The sequence below is a fragment of the Amycolatopsis speibonae genome (genome assembly GCF_042647925.1).
GTDB lineage: Bacteria > Actinomycetota > Actinomycetes > Mycobacteriales > Pseudonocardiaceae > Amycolatopsis > Amycolatopsis speibonae.
In genome coordinates this window covers 122186-144797 of the sequence record NZ_JBHRWK010000025.1, presented here as the reverse complement: position 1 = coordinate 144797, position 22612 = coordinate 122186, and the positions used below count along the sequence as shown (strand labels likewise).

The following is a 22612-nucleotide window of genomic DNA, read 5'->3' as shown; positions in this document are numbered from 1 at the left end:
CATGGCCACGCTCGACGTCCCCGGCGCCCGGCTCCACCACACCGTCACCGGCAGCGGTCCGGTGCTGCTGTGCATCCCCGGCGGGGCCTCGGATTCCGGCATGTTCGCCCCGCTGGCGGGGCTGTTCGCGCGGCACCACACGGTGATCACCTACGACCCGCGCGGGATCTCCCGCAGCACCCTCGACGATCCCGGCCAGGAGCAACGGATCGAGGTCCACGCCGACGACGCGCTGCGCCTGCTCGACAGCGTGAGCAGCGAACCCGCGATCGTCCTCGCGTCGAGCGGTGGGTGCATGCAGGCTTTCGACCTCGTCGTCCGCCACCCCGGACGGGTGCGGACGCTCGTCGCGCACGAGCCGCCGCTGATGGCCCTGCTGGACGGGAACCCCGGCATCTCGCCCGACGAGCTGCTGCACATCCACCGTGAGCACGGCATCGAGGCGGCGGTCGGCAAGTTCATGGCCGGTGCCGGATTCGAAGGAGGCGAAGGCGGTATCCCGCCGGAGATGCTCAAGAACTTCGAGTTCTTCATCGTCCACCTGATGAAAGCGATCGTGGACTTCACACCGGACTACGAGGCGCTGAAGGCGTCCGGCACGCGGATCGTCCTCGGCGCCGGCAAGGACTCGGTCGGCCAGCCCGCGCACGAGGCGGCCGTGGCCGCGGCGGGTCGTCTCGGGATCGAGCCGACCCGCTTCCCCGGTGACCACATCGGGTTCGCCTTCGAAGCCACTGCTTTCGCTTCGCGGCTGCGGGAGGTTCTCGACGCCTGACCGCCTCCGGATGTCATGAAAGGGTCGTTCAAGACGTTTTCCGTCCTGAACGACCCTTTCATGACACACACCCGGCGAGTGCGGATCAGGATCGGGCGTGCACGACCAGCCCACCGACCAGCGCCCCGAAGCCGCCGACAGCGGCCAGCGTGCGCACCAGGTTCCACCGTTCCCAGACACCCTCGAACTTCGCCCGCAGCGCCTCGAAGTCGGTGTTGTCGCCGTCGAAACCGGCTTCCAGCGCGTTGTTCAGCGGCACGTTGATCGCCATGGTCACGATCAGCATCACCAGCAGCAGGACGAATCCCGCGATGATCCACGGCAGCGCCGACCGCAGTTCCGACCGGAAGTGCAGGGCCGCGGCCGCCGCGGCGAGCAGCGGCGCGCCGCCGAAGCTGAGGGCGAACCAGCCGTTGAGGATCGCGATGTTGATCTCCCGCATCCCCGTGACATATGTCCGGGCGTCGGCCCGCGCCAGCCCCGGCATGACCGAGCACGTGTAGGCGTAGAACAGGCCCGCGATCAATCCCGCCGCGATGACGGCCGCGATCAGGACGACCTCGCTCAGCGTCGACATTCCGGTCGTCTCCCTTCTCATTCCAGCTTGCTTCATCGATTCCAGACCCCAGTGGCCGCGGCCTTCACGGCGTAATCGGAGAAGTCCCTCGCGGGCCTGCCCAGCACCTTCTCGACGTCATCGGTGAGCGATTCGTTCCGGCCGTCGAGGACTCGCGAGAACAGGTCGGTCAGTCCTTCGATCTCCTCCTCCGGAACGCCCTGTTCGGCCGCTCCCGCGGCGAACTCCGCCGCGGAAACCGGAACGTACCGGACATCCCGCCCCGCAGCCTTGCCGATTTCGGCCGCCGCGTCCGCGAAACCCAGCAACCGGGGGCCGGTCAGCTCATAGACCTCGCCGTGGTGCCCGTCGGTGGTCAGCGCGGTCACCACGACATCGACGATGTCCTCGACGTCGATGAACGGTTCGGTCACCTGCCCGGCGGGCAGCACGATCTCGCCGGCGAGCACCGGTTCCAGCAGGAAGTGTTCGCTGAAGTTCTGCGCGAACCAGCTGGCCCGCACGACCGTCCACTCGGCACCGGAATCCCGCACGCCCTGTTCGCTGACGACGGCTTCTTCCTCGCCGCGGCCGGACAGCAGGACCAGTCGCCGGACACCGTGTTCCACGGCCAGTTTCGAGAAGTCGCGGATCGCCTCGGCCGCACCGGGGAAGGCGAGGTCGGGGTAGTAGGTGAGGTAGGCCGCGCTGACGCCGGTGACCGCGGCGGTCCAGGTCGAGCGGTCGTCCCAGTCGAACGCGGGCCGCGAGCCCTTGCGGACGTCGACCCCCTGGTCGGTCAGCCGCTGCGCCACCCGGCGCCCGGTCTTGCCCGTCGCGCCGAGGACCAGGACCGTCTCGTTGTTCTTCGTGTTTGTCATGGCACTAGTCAAGCGCCTCAGAATGAGACGGAACATAGTTCAAAGGCTCTGTTCCATGTTTCATCGTCTACACTTCTCGGTATGGATCCTCTCGCCGGTCTGCTCGACGGACCTCGCGCCCGCGGCGCGTTCCTGCTGAAGTCGGTCATGACCCCGCCGTGGTCCCTGCGCGTCGAGGACGAGGCGCCGCTGACGGTGATGGCGCAGGTCCGCGGTGACTCCTGGGTCGTTCCCGATCGCGGGGACGCCGTCCGGCTCGGCACCGGCGACATCGCCATCGCCCGCGGCCCGGACCCGTATCTCGTCGCGGATGACCCGGCCACGCCGCCGCAGGCGATGATCCTGCCAGGACAGGAATGCCTGACCCCGGACGGGCAGCACCTCACCGAGCTGTCCGATCTCGGCGTCCGCACCTGGGGCAGCGACCCGGACGGCCCCGTCGTGCTGCTCACCGGCACGTACCCGCTGGAAGGCGAGATCAGCAAACGGCTCCTCAACGCGCTGCCGTCGCTGCTGGTCGTGCGGGACGAGGAGTGGGAGAACCCGCTCGTGCCGCTGCTCGCCGGGGAGATCGTCAAAGACTCGCCCGGACAGGAAGCCGTCCTGGACCGGGTGCTGGATCTGCTCCTGGTCGCCGCGCTGCGGACCTGGTTCGACCGGCCCGGCGCCGAGGCACCCGCGTGGTACCGCGCGCACGGCGACCCCGTCGTCGGGCGGGCGCTGAAACTGTTACAGCACAAGCCTTCCGAGCCGTGGACCGTGGCGAGCCTCGCGGCCGACACCGGGGTCTCCCGGGCCGCGTTCGCCCGGCGGTTCACCGCCGCGGTGGGCGAACCGCCGATGTCCTACCTCGCGAGCTGGCGCATCGCACTGGCCGCGGATCTCCTGCGCCAGCACCCCGACGTCACGATCGGCTCGGTCGCGCGGCAGGTCGGCTACGGCAGTTCGTTCGCGCTGAGCACCGCGTTCAAACGCGAGCACGGCGTCAGCCCGCAGGGTTACCGCACCGGCGTCGCGTAGCGCTCGACCAGTTCCGCGCCGATCCGCGCGAGCTCCTCCTGAACCGACGGCGGGCCCAGTACCTCGATCATCGAGCCCCATCCCGCGAGCTGCTGGGCGATCATCCACGCCACCGGCGCCGACACCGTCACCCGCACACGCCCGTCGTCCAGCGTCTCCTCGACGTGCGACTGCCGTCCGAAGTGGTCCTGGAGGATCGGCAGATGCCGCTCGGCGATGAGCACGGTCGCGTCCAGGCCCGAACGCCGTTGCTCGACCCGGTCGACCACCTGCTCCCACTCCCGCGACAACTCGAAGTCGTCCGGCCGGCCGGCGGGCAGGTCGCTCACCTCGGCGCCGGACATGCGATCGACCCGGAAGGTCCGACGGCCCTGCTCGGTGCCCGCGATGAGGTACCAGACGTCGTCCTTGTCCACGAGCCCCCACGGATCCACCACCCGCTCGACAGGTTCCGCGCCCTTCTTCGCGTAGCCGAAGCGGACTTTGCGGCGGCGGACGATCCCGGCCTGCAGCACGGCGAGCGATTCGGGCCGGCCCTTCTCCCGCTCACCCCACCGCGAAGGATCGACGACGACCGCGTCCGCGGCGGCCTGCGCATCGGCCCGGAAGGTGTCCGGCAAGGCCCGGACCAGCTTCCGCAGCGCCGATTTGACCTCGGGCGAGATCGACGCCGCAGGACCCGCGAGCAGGAACAGCGCCTGCGCCTCCGACGCCGACAGTCCACTGAGGTCGGTCCGCGCGCCGCCGATCAGCGACCATCCACCGCCGCGGCCAGGCTGCGGGTACACCGGAACTCCCGCCGCGGACAGCGCCTCGAGGTCGCGGCGGGCGGTGGCGACCGAGATCTCGAGCTCGTCCGCCAGTTCGGAAGCCGTGACGCGGCCACGGGCCTGCATCAGCAGGAGGGTGGCTACGAGGCGATCGGCACGCATGCGCCCAGTCTCGCAGCCAAACCGCTCACCCGATGCGCACTTTGCGCCCGCCCCCTCCCGCATTCAGAGGACGAAACGCGGCTACCAGCGCGCGGGAAGGGAGAGCGACTCCGGAAGTTTCGTGGTCGCGTCACCCTTGGCCGAGTCCAGCTGAGACTGGATCAGGAACAGCGCGTCGCGGAAGTCCGCGCCACGGATATCGGCGTCACGCAGATCCGCCCCGATGACGTCGGCCTGCCGGAGATCGGCCCCCCGCAGGTCCGCGCCGATCAGGTACGCCCCGCGAAGAAGCGCGCCGCGCAGGTTCGCACCCTTGAGCTTCGCGCCGATCAGGTCCGCGCCGCGCCGGTCCCTCTTCTTGCCCGGAACAACGGCGCGGGCGAGTTCGCTCGCGCGCAGCAGCAGCCCGTTCACCTCGCCCCGATGCGCGTGGACGTCCAGCTTCCGCAGCACACCGGGCGTTTCCAGCGTCATCCGCTCGGTACGGTCGATCATCCCGGCCAGGTCGGCGCGGATCGCCGCGGACGTCGGCAGCGCGGCCGCCTCGGTCAGGTAATAGAGCAGTTCCTGCAGATCCCGCATGACCGGGAAGACCGCGAACATCGACTTCGCCGTCTTCGGCGCCTTCCGCCAGTCCTCGCCGTCGAAGGTGACCTGGGAGACCTTCTGGCCCGCGCCGAAGCAGTCATAGACCGTGCAGCCGGTGAAACCCGTTGTGCGGAGCTTGTCGTGGATGCCGCACCGGGAGTCCGCGAGCAGGTTCGGGCACGCCTGGCCCGCCGGTTTGGTGATCGCGAAATCGGCCGACGCCGCGAAGGCCGGGACGACACAGCACAGACCGAAGCAGTTCTCGCAGTCGGCTCGCAGGCTGGAAAGGGCTGGCACGGTGGTTCGGACTCCAGATTCTCGGCAGGTGTTCCACCCACAGGGTACGGAGGGGCCGAGGTGCACTTTCCGTGCCGGGCACCCGCCGCCAATGGCCGCCAGACGAAGGTCGGTCCTGCCCCATTCGGTCGATATCGGACATGTCAAACGCTCAATAACCTCGATCTTCGTGGGATTCGGCAGCTGCCGTCCCACGCGGTCGAGCTGGGCCGCTTTCCGCCGCTGTGGTCTTGACCGGCCGGTCCCCCTGCGAACGACAGGACGAACACATGCGAGAGACGAGACAAGCGCGTTGGCTGTGCCGTGCCGGCTTGGCGAGCGCGATCGCCGTGGCGATCAGCGTGACCGCCGCCCCCGCGCAAGCCGCCGAAGGACAGATCCTCGCCGCGGGATCCGCCGAAGCGATCCCGAACAGCTACATCGTCACGCTGAAGGACACCGGCGTCGTGGGCACGCTGGCGAGCCGCTTCGGCGCGAAGGTGGAGCAGGTCTACAGCACCTCGCTCAAGGGCTTCTCCGCGACACTGTCGGAAAGGCAGGCCAAGCGGCTCGCCGCCGACCCGTCGGTGGCGTCGGTCGAGCAGAACCAGGTCGTCCACGCGGACGCGACCCAGACCAACCCGCCGTCCTGGGGACTCGACCGCGTCGACCAGCGCAACCTCCCGCTCGACAACAAGTACAGCTACACCACCACCGGCGCGGGCGTGAACGTCTACGTCATCGACACCGGCGTGCGGATCAGCCACCAGACCTTCGGCGGCCGGGCCCGCAACGGCTACGACTTCGTCGACAACGACGCCGTCGCCCAGGACGGCAACGGGCACGGCACCCACGTCGCCGGCACCATCGCCGGTTCGCAGTACGGCATCGCCAAGGGCGCCACGGTCTACGGCGTGCGCGTGCTCAACAACTCCGGCAGCGGCACCACCGCCGGTGTCATCGCGGGCATCGACTGGGTCACCAAGAACCACGTCAAGCCTGCCGCGGCCAACATGAGCCTCGGCGGCGGTGCCTCCACCACGCTGGACGACGCCGTCCGCCGGTCGATCGCCGCGGGCGTCACCTACGGCGTGGCCGCCGGCAATTCCAACGCGAACGCGTCGGGCTTCTCCCCCGCCCGCGTGACCCAGGCGATCACCGTCGGCTCGACCACCAACACCGACGCGCGGTCCAGCTTCTCCAACTACGGGAACCTGGTCGACATCTTCGCGCCGGGCACCAGCATCACGTCGTCGTGGAACACCAATGACACCGCGACGAACACCATCAGCGGCACCTCGATGGCGACCCCGCACGTGGTCGGTGTCGCGGCCCGCTTCCTGCAGAACAACAAGACCGCCACGCCCGCACAGGTGGCCACCGCACTGATCAACGCGGCCACCAACGGCAAGGTGACCAACCCGGGTTCCGGGTCCCCGACCCGGCTCCTGTACTGGGCGCCGACGGCCTGATCGCGGCCACCCGGATGTCATGAAAGGGGCGTTCCTGACGAAATTCGTCAGGAACGCCCCTTTCATGACACTTTGCGCTACAGCACCTTGCGGATGCTCGGCACCACGGCCGCGAGTCCGGCGGCGTTCGGGTGCAACGGCGCGAAACTGTTGTTCACCACCGACGGGATGAGCCCCTCGATCCACTTGACACCGATCGGCTGACACGCGTCGTGACCGATACTGGGCGTCCGGATGTCGACGTACTTCGCACCGTGCGCGGCGGACTGTTCGGCCATCCGCGCGTTGAGCCGGTCCATGTTGGCCTGGATGTAGTCGGCGTCCTGCGGCAGCACCGGCACGAGCGGCCAGCAGCCGCGGGGTTTGATCCCGGTCGGGTAGCCGACCATGACGATCTCCGCCCGCGGCGCACGCTGACGGATCTGCTCGATCACCGTGCCGTAGGTCGCGGCGAAGGCGTCGATCTTCGTCGCGTACTTGTCCACCCCGCCCGCGGTGTTGGCCGCCTTGCACGAGGCGCCCACCGGAAGCAGGTTCACACACGACGTCGCGAGCCCGACCAGCCCGATGTCGTTCCCGCCGATGCCCACGGTCACCAAGGTCGTATCGGCCGAGAGCGCGCCGTACTGCGGCGGATTGGTGCCGGAGATGATGCCCTTCTGCGGATTGGTGAAATCGGACGTGGTCGCGCCGCCGCAGGTGACATCGCGCAGTTCGTCGACCTTGATCTCCTTCGCCAGCAGGGCCGCGTAGTTGATCGCGGACCGGGCGCAGGTGAACAGATCGGACTGCGGCAGGACCACGGAGCCCGCCGAGAACGAGTCACCCATCGCGACGTACACCTGTCTCTCGGCCGCGGCGAGAGCCGGTGTCCCGATTCCGACGAGGGTCAGTGCGGTGCCCGCCACCGCGGCGATCCGAGCGAGTCTTCTCCAACGAGAACGTGTCACAGCCGCCTCCAGCATGCGTCGTCGAATGCTGCCGGTCAGGGTCCGCCGGGAGCGGGTGAACCACTAGAACGGAGGCGCGCGTTCCTGATCAGAGTTTTGTAGGTTGCCTCTATGACGAAGGCGTCGGCACAGCCGTGGCGCCGGCTGGACGCCTCGATGCTGACCCGGCTGGAGCCCGACACCGCCGCGATCGCGTCCGCCGCGATGGACCAGGTCCGCGCCGGGCTGCGGACCCCGCTGGACGACCGGACCGTCGCGAACGTCCAAACCACCCTCGACGTCGCACTGGACGCCTTCTTCACCGAGATCGGCCAGCCCGACATCACCACCGACTGCGAGGTCTACCGGGCACAGGGCCGGGCCCAGCACACCGCGGGCCGCAGTCTGGAGGAGATGCTCGGCTTCTACCAGTCGGCGGCCCTGGGGGTCTGGCGGCAGCTCACCTCGGCGGCGCCGACCGTGGACCTGCCGACCCAGGCCATCGTCGAACTCGGCGAGGCCCTGTTCGCCTTCATCGCGGAACTCTCGGCCGCGGCCGCCGACGGATACGCCGAGGCGCGGTCACAGGCGGCGCGGGCCGGGCAAGCACGACGGGACCGGCTCCTCGGCCTCCTGCTCGCCGAACCGGCGGCCGCCCCGGACGTGCTCGACGACGCCGCGAGCCAGGCCACGTGGGCGCTGCCGGACCGCCTCGTCATCGCCGTCACCAGCGCCGACGTCACGCCGCGGTTGCTGGACCGGATGCCGGGACGGGTGCTGGTCGGCCGCCACCACGACCTCACGGCCGTGGTCATGCCCGCAGACAGGCTCGACTGGTACCTCGGCCGGCTACGCGACCTGCTCGACGACGAACAAGCCGGCATCGGTCCGGTGGTGCCGCTTCGCTCGGCCGCGCTCAGCGCCCGCCGCGCGAGCGCGCTGTGGCGGCTGACCCGCACCGGCGCCCTCGGCGGCGACGCCCTCGTCCACACCACCGACCACCGCATCGACCTGTTGCTGACCGCCGATCCCGAACTCGCCTCCGAGTTCTCGTCGGACATCCTCGCGCCACTGGCCGAGCTGCCGGAACCGGCGAGACAACGGCTCACCGCGACCCTCACGGCGTGGCTCGCGCGGCCCGACCAGCCACAGGCGATCGGCGACGAACTCCACGTCCACGTCCAGACCGTCCGCTACCGGATCCGGCAGCTGCGAACGCTCTTCGGCGGCACGATCGACGATCCGGCGGGCCGCTTCGCTCTGGCGATCGCCCTGCGGATCGATCCACTGGTATCGAGGGAACCTACAAAGCGCTCAGAGCGGAGCGTCCATCCGCTGCGTCCCGACGACCGATAGCAACCGCAGCGCGTTCTCCGAGGCGGTGCCGGGGTCGGCGGTGTAGATCACGACCTGCTGGTCGCGGTCGCTGATGTCGAGGACGTCGCAGTTCACGCTGACCGGGCCGACCATCGGATGCCGGAACGTCTTGCACAGCGTCGGCGCGGCGCAGACGTCGTGCGCGGCCCACAGCCGGGCGAATTCCTCACTGCCGTCGAGGAGTTCACGGATCAACCCGGTGACCTCGGGATCGTCGGGATAGCGGCCGGCGGTGGCGCGGAGATTCCGGACCGCGCTCGCGGAGAACTCCTCGACGTCGGACACCCCGTACAGCCGCCTGCCCTCCGGCCGCGGCCCGAGGAACGCACGGCGGACGAGGTTGCGGTCACGCCGTGGCAGCGCGGAGAAGTCCTCCATCAGAGCGGCGGCGAGGTCGTTCCAGGCGAGCACCTCGTAGGTCGCGGACAGCACGATCGCCGCCGCCTGCGGCAGACGCCGCACCAGCGCGAGAATGCTCGGCCGGACCTCCCGCGACGGCCCGGGCGGCGGTCCCGGCGGAGCACCGGCGAGGTGGTGCAGGTGATCGCGTTCCACATCGGACAGCCGCAGCGCCCTGCTCAGCCCGGCCAGCACCTCACGAGAGGGCCGGGGACCGCGAGCCTGCTCCAGCCGCGTGTAGTACTCGGTCGAGATGAACGCCAGCTGCGCCACCTCCTCGCGACGCAACCCCGGGGTACGGCGCCGCGGCCCGGCGGGAAGGCCGACGTCGGCGGGGGTGATGCGCTCGCGTCTGCTGCGCAGGAAGTCCGCCAGTTGTCGTCTGTCCACCACTCCAGTGTGGACGATGCCGGGACGCCAGCCAGGTACCGCCGGTGCCTGGATAGGCGCCGAGGGCGGGTGAAGCCTCGGTGCCATGACCAACACAACGACTGTTTCGGGCCTGCTGGACGGCAAGGTCGCTTTCGTCACCGGTGCCGGCCGCGGTATCGGAGCCGCCGCCGCACGGCTGTTCGCCAGGGAAGGCGCCCGCGTCGTACTCGCCGCCCGCACCGAATCCCAGCTGAAGACCGTGGCCGAGGAGATCCGCGCCGAGGGCGGCATCGCGGACCACGTGGTGTGCGACCTCGGCGACGCTGCGAGCATCCGCGAAGCCGTCGGCCGGGCCGTGGAGCTGCACGGCAAGCTCGACGTCGCGTTCAACAACGGTGCGACGAACGTGCCGCCCGGCCCGATGGACCAGGTGACCGAGGCCGATTTCGACCGCATCTACGCGGTGAACCTCAAGGGCCCGTGGCTGTCGATGCTCGCCGAGATCGAGGCGATCCGGGCCACCGCGGGGACCGGGGCCATCGTCAACAACACCAGCGTCGGCAGCTTGATGGCCAACCCGGACCTCCCCGCGTACGGCGCGATGAAACGAGGCGTCAACAGCCTCACCGCCTCGGCGGCCGTCACTTACGGGCCGGAAGGGATCCGGATCAACGGTGTCGCCCCCGGCACGACGATGACCGAGATGTTCAGCGAGTGGATGGAGAGCTCGCCGGGCATCCTCGAACAGCTCAACGCCCGGACCCCGCTGGGGCGCGTGGCTGAACCCGAAGAGGTCGCTCAGGCCGCCGCGTGGCTGCTGAGCGACCGCGCTTCCTACGTGACCGGCACGGTCCTGCGGGTGGACGGCGGCATGCTGTCCTGAGCGAGCCCCGTCGCCGATCCCCGTGATCGGTGACGTCGTGTGGCCACCGCAAGAATCCGGCGTGGCCCCGGTCACGGCTGGTCCAGGGCCCGTTCGATCGCGCGGCGGGCCCGGCCCGCGGCCGACAGATCGTGCTGGAGCTGCATGGCCGCGTTCAACGCCAGCCCGGCGGCGACGATCTCGAACAGCGCCTGGTCGATGTCGAACCCGGTGGGAAGCTCACCGTTCTCCACCGCAGTGGCCAGATCCGCCCGCAGTTGTCCGCGCCAGCGTGACCACACTTCGGCCACCGCGTCGCGGACCCTGCCCGGACGACCGTCGTACTCGGTGAGCGCGGCGGTCATCAGGCAGCCGCCGGGCAGCAGCGGCGCTTCCAGGTAGTCCACGGAGTTGGCGCACACCGCGCGCAGCCGTCGCAGCCCCGGCGGCTCGGCCAGCGCCGGCTCGACCACTCGGTGCCAGAAGTCCACGAACGCCTTGTCCAGCGTGGAGATCTGCAGTGTCTCCTTCGTCCCGAAGTGCTTGTGGACCCCGGACTTGCTCATCTCCAGCTCCTCAGCGAGCCGGCCGATGGTGATGCCGTCCAGCCCTTCCTCGGAAGCGATCTCGGCGGCGCGGCCGAGGATCCGGCCCTTGGTGGCCTGCGCTTCGGCCGCTGAGCGTCGGGGTGACATGTGACCAGAATAGCGTACGGACGTTCGCTATTGATTTAGCGAACGTCCGTACGCTAACTTTCGCGGCACTCACCGAGACGAAGGAGTGCGACATGCGAGTACGACGACTGGGCTGGGCCGGACTGGAGATCGAAGCGGCCGGCGAGCGGCTGGTGATCGACTACGTGCAGGACCTGTCGTCCCTGTTCACAGGCTGGAAGCCTGGCGAAGGACTGGCGACGCCGAGCGGGAATGTCACGGCCGCGCTGGTCACCCACCTGCACCGGGACCACACGGACGCTGCCGCGCTCGCGGATGTGCTCACACCCGGCGCGCCGGTACTGCGACCGGCACCCGGTCGCGGCGACGACGTGGACAACGTGACGACACTGCCCGCCGAGCGCGAACTGACCCTGCACCGGCTGGCCACCGAGGCCGTGGACGCCTGGTCCACCCGCGACGTCGGGTCGTTCCAAGTCACCGCGGTTCCCGCCGTCGACGGACTGGGCGACCCGCAGCTGAACTGGGTGGTACAGGCCGACGGGCAACGGGTCTTCCACGGCGGCGACACGATGTTCCACGGCTGCTGGTGGCTCATCGCGCGTCGGTTCGGCCCGTTCGACGCGGCGTTCCTGCCCGCCAACGGCGCAGTGGTCGACGCGCCGCACCTGCAGCCACCGAGCCCACTACCCGCCGCGATGGATCCGAGGCAGGCGGCCGCAGCCGCGGCGATCCTCGGCACCCGGTACGCGGTGCCCATGCACTACGAGGCGGAGCAGCCGGACAAGGTCGCCGGCTACGTCGAGGTCCTCGACCCGGAGGCCGAGTTCCGCGCCCACGCCGGACCCCGCGCGCACGTGCTGCCCATCGGGGAATGGCTGGATCTAATCAGGTAAGAAGCCCTTCTTTATCGCTTACGCGTGTCGTGTAACTAGTTGCGCGACACGCAAACGCGTAACGTATGGCGTAAGTATGCACGGTGATAATGCCCCTTATGACTGAGTGTCGCTCGACGAAAGGATCAGGAAGGCCGGAGCCGGCCATCTCGGGCCGCGAAAACGCGCACCGGAAGCGCGACGGGGGTGGGGCGATCACTCCAGGAGGACCGGTTTCGGCGCTCAGCGGCGATCTGAGAGCGTTTTGCCTGGTCAGGAGACCAGGGTGTGTCTGCCAAAGCGCAGATCCAGGCGATCGCGGCGTCGATGAGGACGGCAGATCGGTAGACGATCGCGTGTGTGGCGTCTCGGGTGGCGAGGCCGAGCCATTGCTCGGTGTGGCAGAACCGGCGTTCGATCACGTTGCGGTTCTTGTGATCGTGGGCGGCCGATCCCGTGATCAGGCGGCTCGCGGGGTGGACTCGTGCAGGTCGCCCATCCCCTGTGGGCCAGAACGCGCAACCTTTGCCGGACGCCCCCTTGGGATCTTCGGGTCAGGTCCGCTTGCGACTCGCGATCTCGTCGGAGAGCCTCTGCACGTGGGCGGGGTCCGCGTCCCGGGCGAGGGCGACGTAATGGTCCATGACGGCCGGCCGGAAGCGCACGGGCAACGTCTGTCCTGGAGCGAGCCGGGTGAGCTCGGTGATCGTGAGGTCTTCGTCTGCGACACCGCGGAACGAGATGCCGCCGGCGGTCTCCACGTCGAACATCAGGACCACGCGTGGATTGCTGTTGACCTCCCGCCAGTCGACGAGAACGCCGAGCGCAAGCGCCCCCGTACGCAGTTCCGCATTGCGCTTGCGTGCTTCACTGCTCAGGATCGGGTTCGGGGCGACGCCCGGGAAGGCGGGCCCGACGCCGAGCGATTCCCGACTCAAGTCGGGCCTGAGCTGCGCCATCAGATCGTCGATCTTCTTCTTCGAACCGAACATCCTGGCCCCTCCCGCACACCGGTGCCGGAATCTCGGCCTGGCGCTCGCCCTCACCGCGATTGTACGGCGCGGCCGTTCCCGGCCTCCGTCCCGTTGGGGTCGCGGACGGGCTCGGTCGGTGCACCAGCTCGCCCTGTCGTCCCTGCCCTCGCCTTCGGGGCTCAGGGGCGACCTGAGAGCGTCTTGACTGGTCAGGCACCCCTTGGAAAACCTGTTGGCGGACCGTGGTGGCCGCTGCTAGCTTTCCGGGGACCGTGAGACAGACCGAGGAGGTGGTACCCGTGAACCTGACGATGACATGGGTGCTCCCCTCTGGGGTCACGGTCGGGCGATAGGTCGTCCGGGAGCGCCGTCTGTGAGCACTCCCGAAAGGCACGACCATGCACTTCACATCCGAACAGCGCCTCGACGACGATGTCCTCGAGCGCGAGTTCCTCCTCGGCGAGATCCCCGGCGCCCTGTGGATGTCCGGATCCGCCACCGCGCCGGTCCCGCTGATCCTGCTCGGGCACCCCGGCGGACTGGGCAAGATGCATCCCCGGCTGGTGGCACGGGCTCTCGGCACTGTGGCGGAGGGCTATGCCGCCGCGGCCATCGAGCTCCCCGGAGCCGGAGACAGGCCGCGTTTGGCCGGCGTCGACGAGGCCCGCGCCGATCTGCAGCGGGCGGCGAAGGCGGGCGAGCCGGTCAGCGACGAGATCGTCGACCGCCTCGTGCTCCCGCTGGTGGAACAGGCGGTCCCGGAATGGCGGGCCACCGTGGACGCTCTTCAGTCATTGCCGGAGATCGGCGGCCCGGTCGGGATCGCGGGCGGGGTGACCGCCATCGGCGTCCGGATGGCGGTGGTCGAGCCGCGTATCGCTGCCGCGCTTCTGTTCGCCGGGAGCTACGTGCCTCGCAGCATGTTCGCCGAGGCCCGGAAGATCACCATTCCGCTGCATGTCCTGCTGCAGTGGGACGACGAAGGAAACGACCGGCAGCTGGCCCTGGATCTGTTCGACGCCTTCGGCTCCGAGGAGAAGACGCTGCACGCCAACATGGGCGGGCACACCGGCATCCCGCGATTCGAAGGGGAAGCCGGAAACCGGTTCTTCGCCCGGCACCTGAAGTAGTCCCCTCGTGAGTGGTAGGGACGGTTCTAACCGTCCCTACCACTCACGAGCCCTGGTCAGACGGCTTCGAGGACGAAGAACAGGAAGCTCAGGAAGGCCGTCTTGCCCGCGAGCTCGTCGGGGAACCGTTCGTAGGCGGCCGGTGCGGGAGGGGGCTCGCTGACGACGGCGGTCCGGAAGCCGGCCGCGGTGAAGGCGTCGGTCATCGCGTGCAGCGGCCGGTGCCAGTACGTCAGCACGGCCTTATGGCCGGCGAAGGTGCATTCGTCGGACCACTTGATCGTCTTGAAGTAGTCGGCCTCGGGGTAGAGCAGCTTGTAGATGATCGGGTGGTTGACGGCCATGATCAGCCGTCCGCCGGGTTTCAGCACACGCCGGATCTCGGCGAGCGGCGCCGCCCAGTCCTCCAGGTAGTGCAGCACCAGGGCCGAGATGACGTCGTCGAACGCGCCGTCGGGAAACGGCAGCGGACTGCCCATGTCGGCGACTTGCAGAGCCGCGTCGGCGCCGAGGCGCTTCCGTGCCAGCTCCACCATCTTGGCGCTGGAGTCGAAACCGGTCACGATGGCGCCTCGGTCGCGCAGCGCCTCGAACAGGGGGCCCGACCCACAGCCCGCGTCCAGGATCCGCCTGCCGGACACATCACCGGCCAGGTTCACGATCGCGGGTTTGGTGTAGTAGGCGTTGTTGAGGCTGGTCTCGTTCTCGACCGCGTACGCCTCGGCGAAGCTGTCGTAGTCGTTTTCCGCGGCCTCGGGAGTGGCAGTCATATGGCCGAATATGGCACGACCGGCTCGCCCCATGTCGGCGTTTACTCGCCGGCCACCGTGTACACCAGCTCGAGGACCCCGGACGGGAAGGCCGTGCTTTTCACCAGGCTCAGGTTTAAGGGCTGATCCAGCTCGGGGAACAGCGGCGCGCCCTTGCCGGTGGCGGCGGGAAGCACCCACAGCCGGTACTCGTCGACCACACCGAGCTTGATCAGGGAGTGCAGGAACTCGGTACCGCCGGCGGCGACGAGGTCCTTGCCGGGTTCGGCCTTGAGCTTGGCTACCTCCTCCGCCGTGTCACCGGCGGCGATCGTGGTCTCGGGCCAGTCCTCAGCGGATTTCAGGGTGCGGGAGAACACGACCTTGGGGATCTCGTTCATCGCCTTGGCGGACGGGTGATCGGAGGTGGGCCAGAAGCCGGCCATGGCCTCGTAGGTGTTGCGGCCCATGAGGAAAGCCCCTGCGTCCCACAACCGGCTGACGAAGTACTCCTCCTGCTCGGGGTCGTCGATGCTCATCATGACGTCCCGGATCCCGTTGTCCCCGTCGGCGCTCTTGCCGTCGAGCGAGACGTAAAAGCCCAGAATCAGTTTCCGCATCAGCTGTCTCCCAGTGTGTTCTCGCGCCGGTACCACTCCGGCCTGGGACCACTCTTCCTCCGACAACCTGCAGTGTCAAGACAAAAATATTTGTCGGTGTCGAATCGCTGCTCCCGGTCCAGGATTCGAACCTGGGAGAACGGATTCAAAGTCCGTCGTGCTGCCGCTACACCAACCGGATCGACCGGATCGACGCAAGAGAATTCGCCGCCGGAAATCAATTCTTTTTCAGAATTAACGCAAGAAGGGAAGTCGTCCGGACAATGAAGAGGGCCCCGAGCTGCACAGATGCCCTTGGATACCCGATGGACACGCGACTGCGAAAGCGGGGTCTACCTCCAGGAGCGCTACGAGATCCAGGTGCTGGAGTCCTTCGGGGTCACCCCGCCGAAGGCGAACGATGCCGGTGCGATCTACACGAAGAAGGCACCGGACGTGAACGCCGCCACCGCGCCGGGCACGTGGCAGACCTACGACATCAGGTTCCGCGCGGCACGCTACGACAGCACCGGCACCAAGATCGCCGGCGCACGGGTGAGCCTGTGGTGGAACGGGAAACTGGTGCACGACGACGTGGCGATCGACGGCAAGACCGGGGCCGGCCGTCCGGAGGACCCGTCACCGGCCCCGATCCGCTTGCAGGATCACGGTGACCCCGGGGAGAACCCGAGGTTCCGCAACGTGTGGGTGGAACGGATCAAGTCGCGCGAAGGTGGCGTTTCAGGAGAGTGCCGGGTCGACGATGGAGGAATCGGGACGTTCAGTGCCCCGATTCCTCCATCGTCGCGGGGACACCCCGTCACACCTTCCACCCGGCACGAAGACACCGGATCCCAGCGGGTAGGCAAATACCAGTCCGTTAGAACCGTCCCTGCCACTCACGAGCGAATGTCATCGAGGAGGGCGAGCAGCCGCTCCCAGTGGCGCTGCGATCCGGCGGCGTCGAAGGCGTCGGTGTCGGCCATGGTGTAACCGTGGACGGTGCCGGGGTAGATCTCGCAGGTGTAGCTGACACCGGCGGCGTCGAACGCCTGGCTGATCTCGGTGATGGCTTCGGGTGTCATGTCACCCTCGGCGAGGCCGAGGTGGACTTTCGCGGCGAGGCTCGGGATCTGACGGTGCGGGCTGTCGGGCGCGTCGGTGACCAGGGCTCCGGGGTGGAAGCCGGCGACGGCGGCCACCTGGTCCGGGTGGGCGGTCGCGGTGCGCAACGCGAGGACGGCGCCCATGCAGTAGCCGATCGTGGCGACCGGCCCTGATCGCACCTCGGGTCGCGCGGTGAGGAAGCTGAGGTAGGCCTCGGCGTCGCGCAGGGTGTTTTCGGTGGTGTGTGCCTGGATGAGGGGCATGATCTCGCTGAACAGCCCGGACCGGTTTTCGGCGGTGATGTGCTCGGGAAGGTCGAACACCGGTGCCGGGCGATGCCGGTAGAAGACGTTGGGGACGAGGACGTAGTACCCGTGTCCGGCCAGTTCGCGGGCCATTTCCCAGAGGACGGGGCGTGGTCCGAAGGCATCCGGGTAGAGGAGGACGCCGGGATGGCTGCCGCCGTCGTCGGGGAAGGCGGCGAAGGCGTCGGCCTGACCGTCCGGGGTGGGAATCTGCGGCGTGGTGGTGGGAATGGTGCTTTTCCTTTCTCTGCTCGGGCGGCGGCCCGGCGGTTCGCCGTGCGTCCCGTGCCTCCAACTTGCCAGTCGGCACCAAGTTTTGCCCCTTCGCCCCGCACAACGTCCGGCAGACATGTGTTGTGAACCCGTGCCCCACCAGCGAACGGGTCAAGCGGCCCTTGGAGCACATCGTTCGGCCTTGAAACCGCAGGTCAGACCCCTGATCTGCAACGGCTGACCGGGCCCGGACGAGTGAAGGGCCAGGTCTGAGGACGAGGAGCAACGACGTGACGGATGCAACGATCCACGAGATCACCGGCAAGTACCGGTCCATCAAGTTCGACGGCAAGGCCGTGACGATCACCATCGTGACCGGGAACTGGGTGTCCCGGTCCGAGCTGGTCCACCGGTTCCGGCTGCGCAAGATCCAGGCCATCGACAGCAAGCGCCCGGCCAAGCTGGACCCGACCGGAATGGTCACCTTCCGCCTGGCCGGAGAACCGCCGGAACTGCCTCCTCTGATGCCCGCGATGTCCTCGAAGGCTCCGGCGAACGGATTCGCGTTCTCGAAGCAGATCCTGCCCGACGTCGATGCCCTCGTGGAAGCGATCGAGGACGCCTTGGACGACCTGGACTGACATTCCGAAGAAGCGGGTATCCCAGTCCTACGGGATGGTTACAAGGGGACCGATGAGCGGGCTACGGCCGGATGCGCTCATCGGTCTCGCCAAGCCAGCGGCGACAGCGTCACAGCAGCTTCCGCGATACGTCGAGCGGTCTCGGTCACAAGTCCCTTACGACCGGAGTCGATCCATCCGGCAACTCGCTCGACTCCGCTTTCCCGGTACTCGACGGCTTGGAACAGCATTTCGAGCTTGTCCGCGTCCTTCGCGCATTTCGCTTCGATGGTCTGCCGGGTCTCGTACTCGTCCACTGCCGATCGGACCAGGTCACGCGAAGCAGACGGCAGGGCGGCTGTCTGGTCGGCGGTGATCTCTCGCGGCTCAGGCTTGCTCATGTACTTCGCCGCGGTGTGCGGGATGTCCCCGGTCCGCGTCTCCTGAGTGTCGTGCCAGAGGGCCAGGAAAGACGCGCGTTCGGGATTCGCGCCCTCTTCGACCGCGAGGAGAGCCGCGATCTGTGCCGTACGAAGGCTGTGTTCCGCGACCGACTCGGGAACACGAACACCGACATGCCACCACCCGGTGCGGCTCATGCGCTTGAGCAAGCCGAGTTCGTAGGTGAACGCAGCGAGCGAGGTGGACTCGTCTTCTGGCATGGGGGTTGTTCTCCTATCGATCGGCGAGACGCAGAGCGTAGTAAAGGCCAGCGACCTGATCACGTCCCTCTTGAGTGAGCACGTTGACGGAAGTGATCATCTCCAGAGCCCTGGCGAGTGCGCCACGGGCGTCGGGGCTGGTGGTGAGGAGAGCCGGACGGCTTGCCACGAGGGTATGCACGGTGTGCAGGTTGAGCGGCAGATGCGGTGAGGCTGGATCCAGCCGGCTCACCAGGTGATGGAGCAGCCGCACGCCGGACCACGCCTTGGTGTCGTCAGCGGCCATGAAGGTGTCATCGGTCTGATCGTCGGGAAGTTCGCCGATCCAGTGTGCCCAGTAGTTGAGGTTCGCGAGGTCGGCGCGCGTCCCGTTGGCGCGAATGACGAAGTCGTGCAGGTGGGAGCCATCTCCGATCGAGGCCAGCGCGACAGAGGCGGAACGCGCCTCCAGCAAGCTAGTGACATCACCGTCAGCGATGCGCCGTCGACCAGCACTCGACCACTCACCGCGCAGCCACTCCGCCACCTGGTCACGCTGGTCGAAGCCGAGCAAGTAGACCGCCTGCCGTCGGAGCAGTGCTTCCTCGGCATGAACTCCCCGTTCCGCGACGGTCATCAGGTGATCGAAGAACCGGGTCCGCTCGGTGGCGCCCATCGTAGGGCCGGACGCGACTGGCCCTCGGCGTGGCACCTTCGGCTCAAAGATCTCCAGCTCTTGCGGCAGATACCCGGTGAACGGCCACGTGATCAGGTTCGTCAGCGTCTTGCGATGCACGCTTGCCGCGAGTGGGTGCACCTCGGGATCGACCCATTGGTCACCGGAGGCGATCCCGGTCGAGAGGACAAGATCGGCCTCGACCGCCGCTCGCAGGTGCCGACCGGTAGACGAGGGAGCCCCGAGCCTGGACAGCCGGGAACACAACCTGACGAAGTCCCCAGCGGGCATCGCGGACAAGGGACGCCGTCCTGACTCCCACCCTTGGACTGTGCTGCCGTCGACCGCGAGACGTTCCGCAAGGCGCTCTTGCGTCAGGCCTGCGGATTGGCGTGCGAGCTTGAGAACAAAACCCGTCACGATGCCCGTTGAACGGGAACCCTGACTCCCAGTCAGTGTTGCCGGTGCTCCGGTCACGGTCGCTCCCAGATCTGGACGAGTCCGGTCGAACCACACCCGTACTCGCGGTCCGTTCTACCTGCTCTCTGGTGATCGTAGCGTCACTCCACGGGGTTTCGGGATGGCTCTGAGCAGCCAGAACACGACGGGAGTGACCAGGATGAGGACAGCTGTCCCGCGAAGTCGACAGCGTCACGGCGCTCGCCGGTCGTGCGTGCCACAGCCACGGCAAGCGTCGTTGTCGGCGGCGGCTGGATACGAGTGGCGGCTGTTCGCCGAGACCGAGGCGCACTTGTACCGACGTGCCCTGCTGGCCCCGGATCTCTACTGGCCCCCGATGCTGCTCGCCTGGTGCGAAGAGGACCAGCGGGAACCACTCGGGCATGAGCGAATGGCCATTAATGCGGACCGGATTACAGCCCCATCGGCAACCGTGCGTTGCCCACGATGCGGCGGCCTGCTGCTCGACGCGAACGCGGTAGCACGCGGCGAAAGGGTGCGCGGTGGACAAGGCTGACCGCGAACTCCTCGCAGGCCTCGCGAAGGTCAATACCGAGATCGGCGAAGTGACGCTGCGACTGCTCACGCTGCAACCGTCGAACGAGCACTACGCGGCCGGACTGCGGAGGCTCGGCCGGGACCTCGTGAAGACCGGCGCCGCGCTTGCTCGGCGTGCGAGCGAGTTGGACGGCCAGGAGCAGCCCGCCGAACTTCTGTCCGGCGCCCCTCCGCCGAGCGCTCCCTAGGTTCTCGGCCGCCGCGTCTTGCCCCTCGCTCGGCGCGGCGGCCGAGTCCCACACGCAATCCCTTGATCTCCCGGTTACCGCGTTGGTGCTCTGTCCCAGCACGGCAGCCGGATTCGACCTGCCCACGTGACGAGAGGACAGCTCGATGCCACGCAACCCAGCAGGACCGAGCCCGACCCGGTCGGTGCCGGGCAAGGACAGGCCCACCAGCCCCACAGATCCCAACTCCCGCCCGCCGAACGTGCCTCCTCCGCCGCCACGTCCGGAACGCTAGGAGAGGCCCGTGCCCAAGAACCGAAAGCCTCGTCAGCGCGATCCACGTAGCTGTCTCGCCGGAGGTCAGGAAGGGAACAAGGTCTTCGGCGAAGCGGGCAGTCGTCCGCCACAGCAGCCGACCGGACCGACACGACCTGGTGGCGGCTACCGCTCGACCCGGTTCTGTTGGCCGCCGGACCTGCCCGAACAGGACGACGAGGTTTAGAATCGCCTCATGCGAAGGACCCGAGAAATGCGCAGGCTGACGGACGTTTTCCTTGCAGGAGATGCCCAAGCCCGCTTCTCCAGCGGGGACCTCCGACGCGAGGCGAACATCACCAATCAACGGCTGGCCACGCTGCTCGAAGTTCTGCGTGACCGTGGCTGGATCGCTCACGGATGGGGCGAGAACGCACCCGGCACCCCGCCCTACTACGTACTCACCGATGTCGGTCGGCGCGAGCTGACCGATTAGTCACATGGGCTAACCGATGTCGAAGCAGACGAGCGCCGAGTAGGTCAACCCGGCATCCTCGTGCCCTCTAGGGACGAAGACGTTGGTCAACGTCATCGAGGACACCCAAGCCGGTTTCCTTTCTTCCTCGCGCAGGCCCTTCTCGAACCTCTCGATCCTCAGCGCCATGTCGTTTAGATCATCGTTGACGAAGCTCTCGATCCGCTGCTGCACTGACTGCCTCCATATAAAGGTGTCGACCCCGGTTCCCACGGCGTCCACAAGGTCGTCATGGGAGTCGAGCGGGAACTTGATCATTTGCGCTTCGAGCTGGTGCAGACGTCGCTCGTGGAAGACACGGCCTCGCTGGTACTTCGCCAGCAACGAACCGGCACGGATTTCCTTGGGCCGTGACTGGTGCACGGTGTGGACGCGCACGGCAGGTCACGACCCACTACGCGCATCCGGCGATACCGCAGCTGGAGTTCTACGACCGGATCGCGGGCTGGGTGGCGCCCGGCGGCACGCTGCTGATCGTCGGGCACCTCCACACCCATCACGGCCACGGCCACTCTTCGCCTGCCGAAGCGTCGGTCACCGCCGCGGCCGTCACGGCCCGGCTGGACGAGAAGGTCTGGGACGTCGTCACCGCGGAGGAGTGCCGGCGGGTCCAAGGTGGCCGGGAGATCCCTCTCGAGGACGTCGTCGTGCGCGCCATCCGGCGCCAGTAGCTATCGCGCGCCGTGCCGGGCGAGGAACAGGCGCTGTTCGGCGGTGGCCTCCCGGTCCTCCGGACTGTCGCCCCCGAACCCTCCGTGGGTCATCGCCTCGAACACGTGCAGTTCGGCTTCCACACCGGCGGCGCGCAGGGCGCGGTGCATGCGGACGGTGTTGGAGAGAAACAGATCGCGGGTTCCGCTGCGGAGATAGGTGGGCGGGAAGCCGGTCAGGTCGCCCAGGACCGGGGAGAGGTACGGGTCGCGCAGGTCCGCGCCTCCCGCGTAGAGCTCGTTCGGCTCTCGAAGGCTGCGCAGGACGTTGTCCACTCCGGCGAGGGTCTGGAAGGTGTCACCCGCTTCGGTGAGGTCCACCTGTGGGGTGTTGAGCACCAGAGCGGCAGGCATCGGCAGCCCGGTGTCCTTGGCGCGCAGCAGGAGAGCGGAGGCGATGTTCCCTCCCGCGGAGTCGCCGCCGACGAAGACCCGCGACGGATCGCGGTCCCGCAGCGCGCGCCGGTACACGGCGATCGCGTCGTCGAGGGCGGCCGGGTACGGGTGCAGCGGCGGCAGCCGGTAGTCCACGCCCCAGGTGAGCATTCCCGCGGACAGCGCGGCCCTGCCGGTGGTCACCCGGCAGGCGTCCCCGCCGCCGACCAGCAGCGCGCCGGGATGCATCCAGAGGAAGACCGGCTCGTCCGGCGTTTCTTCCAGCCCGTGGGGCCTGGCGGCGTACAGGGCGATGCCGTCCACCTCGAAGTTTTCGACGGTGACCGGCAAGTCGGCGATCGGGAACCGCCGGGCCGTGGACCGGTTGGCCTCATCGACCATCTCGAACCACGCGCCGGTGTCGTCGAAGGCCGGGTAAGTCAGTTCACCGCGTGTGGCCGCGAGCCAGGCTTGTGCCTGCTCGCTGACCGTGGACGGAGCGGGGAACGTGCGCTCGTTCATGCTTGGCCCCTCTTGTTGCGAAACCACGT

The 22612-nt window shown here is 68.2% G+C and carries 27 protein-coding genes and 1 tRNA gene; 12 read left to right on the top strand and 16 right to left on the bottom strand.

All coding sequences use genetic code 11. The features are described from left to right. The first annotated feature begins 1 nt into the window (after position 1). Positions 2–775: an alpha/beta fold hydrolase gene (locus ACFOSH_RS19405; RefSeq protein ID WP_378240373.1), complete on the top strand. Its 774-nt coding sequence runs from the start codon at positions 2–4 to the stop codon at positions 773–775. Positions 776–860: 85 nt separating this feature from the next. Here ACFOSH_RS19405 and ACFOSH_RS19400 read toward each other — a convergent pair whose 3' ends face one another. Together ACFOSH_RS19400 and ACFOSH_RS19395 are read right to left on the bottom strand one after the other, a co-directional pair. Next, positions 861–1352 (bottom strand): anthrone oxygenase family protein, encoded by a 492-nt coding sequence (locus ACFOSH_RS19400; protein ID WP_378240372.1) that lies wholly within the window; start codon positions 1350–1352, stop codon positions 861–863. Positions 1353–1384: 32 nt separating this feature from the next. Next, positions 1385–2212, bottom strand: coding sequence for an NmrA family transcriptional regulator (locus tag ACFOSH_RS19395; protein WP_378240371.1), 828 nt, complete (start codon positions 2210–2212; stop codon positions 1385–1387). Positions 2213–2293: 81 nt separating this feature from the next. On the opposite strand from ACFOSH_RS19395, the gene ACFOSH_RS19390 reads away from it, so the two are divergent. After that, positions 2294–3232 carry an AraC family transcriptional regulator gene (locus ACFOSH_RS19390; protein ID WP_378240369.1) on the top strand — a complete coding sequence of 313 codons (939 nt, stop codon included), beginning with the start codon at positions 2294–2296 and terminating at the stop codon, positions 3230–3232. On the opposite strand, the gene ACFOSH_RS19385 is transcribed toward ACFOSH_RS19390, so the two are convergent. Both ACFOSH_RS19385 and ACFOSH_RS19380 read right to left on the bottom strand, forming a co-directional pair. Next, entirely contained in the window at positions 3211–4164 is a 954-nt protein-coding gene (locus ACFOSH_RS19385; RefSeq protein ID WP_378240368.1) for a helix-turn-helix transcriptional regulator, read from the bottom strand. The two genes, ACFOSH_RS19390 and ACFOSH_RS19385, sit on opposite strands and share 22 nt — an antisense overlap. 81 nt (positions 4165–4245) lie before the next feature. Continuing rightward, complete coding sequence (locus ACFOSH_RS19380; protein WP_378240367.1) at positions 4246–5049, bottom strand: pentapeptide repeat-containing protein; 804 nt, start codon at positions 5047–5049, stop codon at positions 4246–4248. 269 nt (positions 5050–5318) lie between these two features. Between ACFOSH_RS19380 and ACFOSH_RS19375 the strand changes: the two genes are divergently transcribed. Continuing rightward, on the top strand, positions 5319–6500 hold the full coding sequence (locus tag ACFOSH_RS19375; RefSeq protein WP_378240366.1) for a S8 family peptidase: 1182 nt from the start codon (positions 5319–5321) through the stop codon (positions 6498–6500). Positions 6501–6577: 77 nt separating this feature from the next. On the opposite strand, the gene ACFOSH_RS19370 is transcribed toward ACFOSH_RS19375, so the two are convergent. Continuing rightward, positions 6578–7408 carry an SGNH/GDSL hydrolase family protein gene (locus ACFOSH_RS19370; protein WP_378240365.1) on the bottom strand — a complete coding sequence of 277 codons (831 nt, stop codon included), beginning with the start codon at positions 7406–7408 and terminating at the stop codon, positions 6578–6580. A 153-nt stretch (positions 7409–7561) separates the two neighbouring features. On the opposite strand from ACFOSH_RS19370, the gene ACFOSH_RS19365 reads away from it, so the two are divergent. After that, positions 7562–8785 carry a helix-turn-helix domain-containing protein gene (locus ACFOSH_RS19365; RefSeq protein WP_378240364.1) on the top strand — a complete coding sequence of 408 codons (1224 nt, stop codon included), beginning with the start codon at positions 7562–7564 and terminating at the stop codon, positions 8783–8785. On the opposite strand, the gene ACFOSH_RS19360 is transcribed toward ACFOSH_RS19365, so the two are convergent. Further along, positions 8744–9595 carry a helix-turn-helix transcriptional regulator gene (locus ACFOSH_RS19360; protein WP_378240363.1) on the bottom strand — a complete coding sequence of 284 codons (852 nt, stop codon included), beginning with the start codon at positions 9593–9595 and terminating at the stop codon, positions 8744–8746. The two genes, ACFOSH_RS19365 and ACFOSH_RS19360, sit on opposite strands and share 42 nt — an antisense overlap. A gap of 85 nt (positions 9596–9680) precedes the next feature. Between ACFOSH_RS19360 and ACFOSH_RS19355 the strand changes: the two genes are divergently transcribed. Next, complete coding sequence (locus ACFOSH_RS19355; protein WP_378240362.1) at positions 9681–10460, top strand: SDR family NAD(P)-dependent oxidoreductase; 780 nt, start codon at positions 9681–9683, stop codon at positions 10458–10460. 71 nt (positions 10461–10531) lie between these two features. Here the strand turns inward: ACFOSH_RS19355 and ACFOSH_RS19350 are convergent, their stop codons facing one another. Then, complete coding sequence (locus ACFOSH_RS19350; RefSeq protein WP_378240361.1) at positions 10532–11134, bottom strand: TetR/AcrR family transcriptional regulator; 603 nt, start codon at positions 11132–11134, stop codon at positions 10532–10534. A gap of 92 nt (positions 11135–11226) precedes the next feature. Here ACFOSH_RS19350 and ACFOSH_RS19345 point away from each other — a divergent pair, with 92 nt between their 5' ends. Continuing rightward, positions 11227–12009 carry an MBL fold metallo-hydrolase gene (locus tag ACFOSH_RS19345; protein WP_378240360.1) on the top strand — a complete coding sequence of 261 codons (783 nt, stop codon included), beginning with the start codon at positions 11227–11229 and terminating at the stop codon, positions 12007–12009. Between the two features lie 533 nt (positions 12010–12542). Here ACFOSH_RS19345 and ACFOSH_RS19340 read toward each other — a convergent pair. Beyond that, the gene (locus tag ACFOSH_RS19340) at positions 12543–12980 is read right to left on the bottom strand and encodes a hypothetical protein (RefSeq protein WP_378240359.1); all 438 of its coding nucleotides are present in this window, start codon (positions 12978–12980) and stop codon (positions 12543–12545) included. Positions 12981–13360: 380 nt separating this feature from the next. Between ACFOSH_RS19340 and ACFOSH_RS19335 the strand changes: the two genes are divergently transcribed. Next, positions 13361–14092, top strand: a complete 732-nt coding sequence (locus ACFOSH_RS19335) for an alpha/beta hydrolase (RefSeq protein ID WP_378240358.1) — start codon at positions 13361–13363, stop codon at positions 14090–14092. Between the two features lie 56 nt (positions 14093–14148). On the opposite strand, the gene ACFOSH_RS19330 is transcribed toward ACFOSH_RS19335, so the two are convergent. The 3 genes from ACFOSH_RS19330 to ACFOSH_RS19320 form a co-directional block, all read right to left on the bottom strand. Then, positions 14149–14862, bottom strand: a complete 714-nt coding sequence (locus ACFOSH_RS19330) for a class I SAM-dependent methyltransferase (protein WP_378240357.1) — start codon at positions 14860–14862, stop codon at positions 14149–14151. 41 nt (positions 14863–14903) lie between these two features. After that, positions 14904–15461, bottom strand: coding sequence for a dihydrofolate reductase family protein (locus ACFOSH_RS19325; RefSeq protein WP_378240355.1), 558 nt, complete (start codon positions 15459–15461; stop codon positions 14904–14906). A gap of 113 nt (positions 15462–15574) precedes the next feature. Beyond that, positions 15575–15642 (bottom strand) — tRNA-Gln (locus ACFOSH_RS19320). Between the two features lie 107 nt (positions 15643–15749). Here ACFOSH_RS19320 and ACFOSH_RS19315 point away from each other — a divergent pair. After that, positions 15750–16433 carry a 3-keto-disaccharide hydrolase gene (locus tag ACFOSH_RS19315; RefSeq protein ID WP_378240354.1) on the top strand — a complete coding sequence of 228 codons (684 nt, stop codon included), beginning with the start codon at positions 15750–15752 and terminating at the stop codon, positions 16431–16433. On the opposite strand, the gene ACFOSH_RS19310 is transcribed toward ACFOSH_RS19315, so the two are convergent. Continuing rightward, entirely contained in the window at positions 16340–17083 is a 744-nt protein-coding gene (locus ACFOSH_RS19310; RefSeq protein WP_378240446.1) for a dienelactone hydrolase family protein, read from the bottom strand. The two genes, ACFOSH_RS19315 and ACFOSH_RS19310, sit on opposite strands and share 94 nt — an antisense overlap. Before the next feature lie 272 nt (positions 17084–17355). On the opposite strand from ACFOSH_RS19310, the gene ACFOSH_RS19305 reads away from it, so the two are divergent. Further along, positions 17356–17706 (top strand): hypothetical protein, encoded by a 351-nt coding sequence (locus ACFOSH_RS19305; RefSeq protein ID WP_378240353.1) that lies wholly within the window; start codon positions 17356–17358, stop codon positions 17704–17706. A gap of 77 nt (positions 17707–17783) precedes the next feature. Here the strand turns inward: ACFOSH_RS19305 and ACFOSH_RS19300 are convergent, their stop codons facing one another. Both ACFOSH_RS19300 and ACFOSH_RS19295 read right to left on the bottom strand, forming a co-directional pair. Beyond that, positions 17784–18347, bottom strand: coding sequence for an HD domain-containing protein (locus ACFOSH_RS19300; RefSeq protein WP_378240352.1), 564 nt, complete (start codon positions 18345–18347; stop codon positions 17784–17786). Positions 18348–18360: 13 nt separating this feature from the next. Next, entirely contained in the window at positions 18361–19479 is a 1119-nt protein-coding gene (locus tag ACFOSH_RS19295) for a helix-turn-helix domain-containing protein (RefSeq protein ID WP_378240351.1), read from the bottom strand. A gap of 485 nt (positions 19480–19964) precedes the next feature. Between ACFOSH_RS19295 and ACFOSH_RS19290 the strand changes: the two genes are divergently transcribed. Continuing rightward, positions 19965–20207 carry a hypothetical protein gene (locus tag ACFOSH_RS19290; RefSeq protein WP_378240350.1) on the top strand — a complete coding sequence of 81 codons (243 nt, stop codon included), beginning with the start codon at positions 19965–19967 and terminating at the stop codon, positions 20205–20207. 490 nt (positions 20208–20697) lie between these two features. Continuing rightward, positions 20698–20937: a hypothetical protein gene (locus tag ACFOSH_RS19285; RefSeq protein ID WP_378240349.1), complete on the top strand. Its 240-nt coding sequence runs from the start codon at positions 20698–20700 to the stop codon at positions 20935–20937. A 9-nt stretch (positions 20938–20946) separates the two neighbouring features. Here the strand turns inward: ACFOSH_RS19285 and ACFOSH_RS19280 are convergent, their stop codons facing one another. Beyond that, a complete protein-coding gene (locus ACFOSH_RS19280) occupies positions 20947–21234 on the bottom strand; it encodes a hypothetical protein (RefSeq protein WP_378240348.1) in 288 nt (95 codons plus the stop codon). A gap of 92 nt (positions 21235–21326) precedes the next feature. On the opposite strand from ACFOSH_RS19280, the gene ACFOSH_RS19275 reads away from it, so the two are divergent. Then, positions 21327–21647: a hypothetical protein gene (locus tag ACFOSH_RS19275; protein ID WP_378240347.1), complete on the top strand. Its 321-nt coding sequence runs from the start codon at positions 21327–21329 to the stop codon at positions 21645–21647. On the opposite strand, the gene ACFOSH_RS19270 is transcribed toward ACFOSH_RS19275, so the two are convergent. Continuing rightward, positions 21648–22583 (bottom strand): alpha/beta hydrolase, encoded by a 936-nt coding sequence (locus tag ACFOSH_RS19270; protein WP_378240346.1) that lies wholly within the window; start codon positions 22581–22583, stop codon positions 21648–21650. Positions 22584–22612 lie beyond the last annotated feature (29 nt).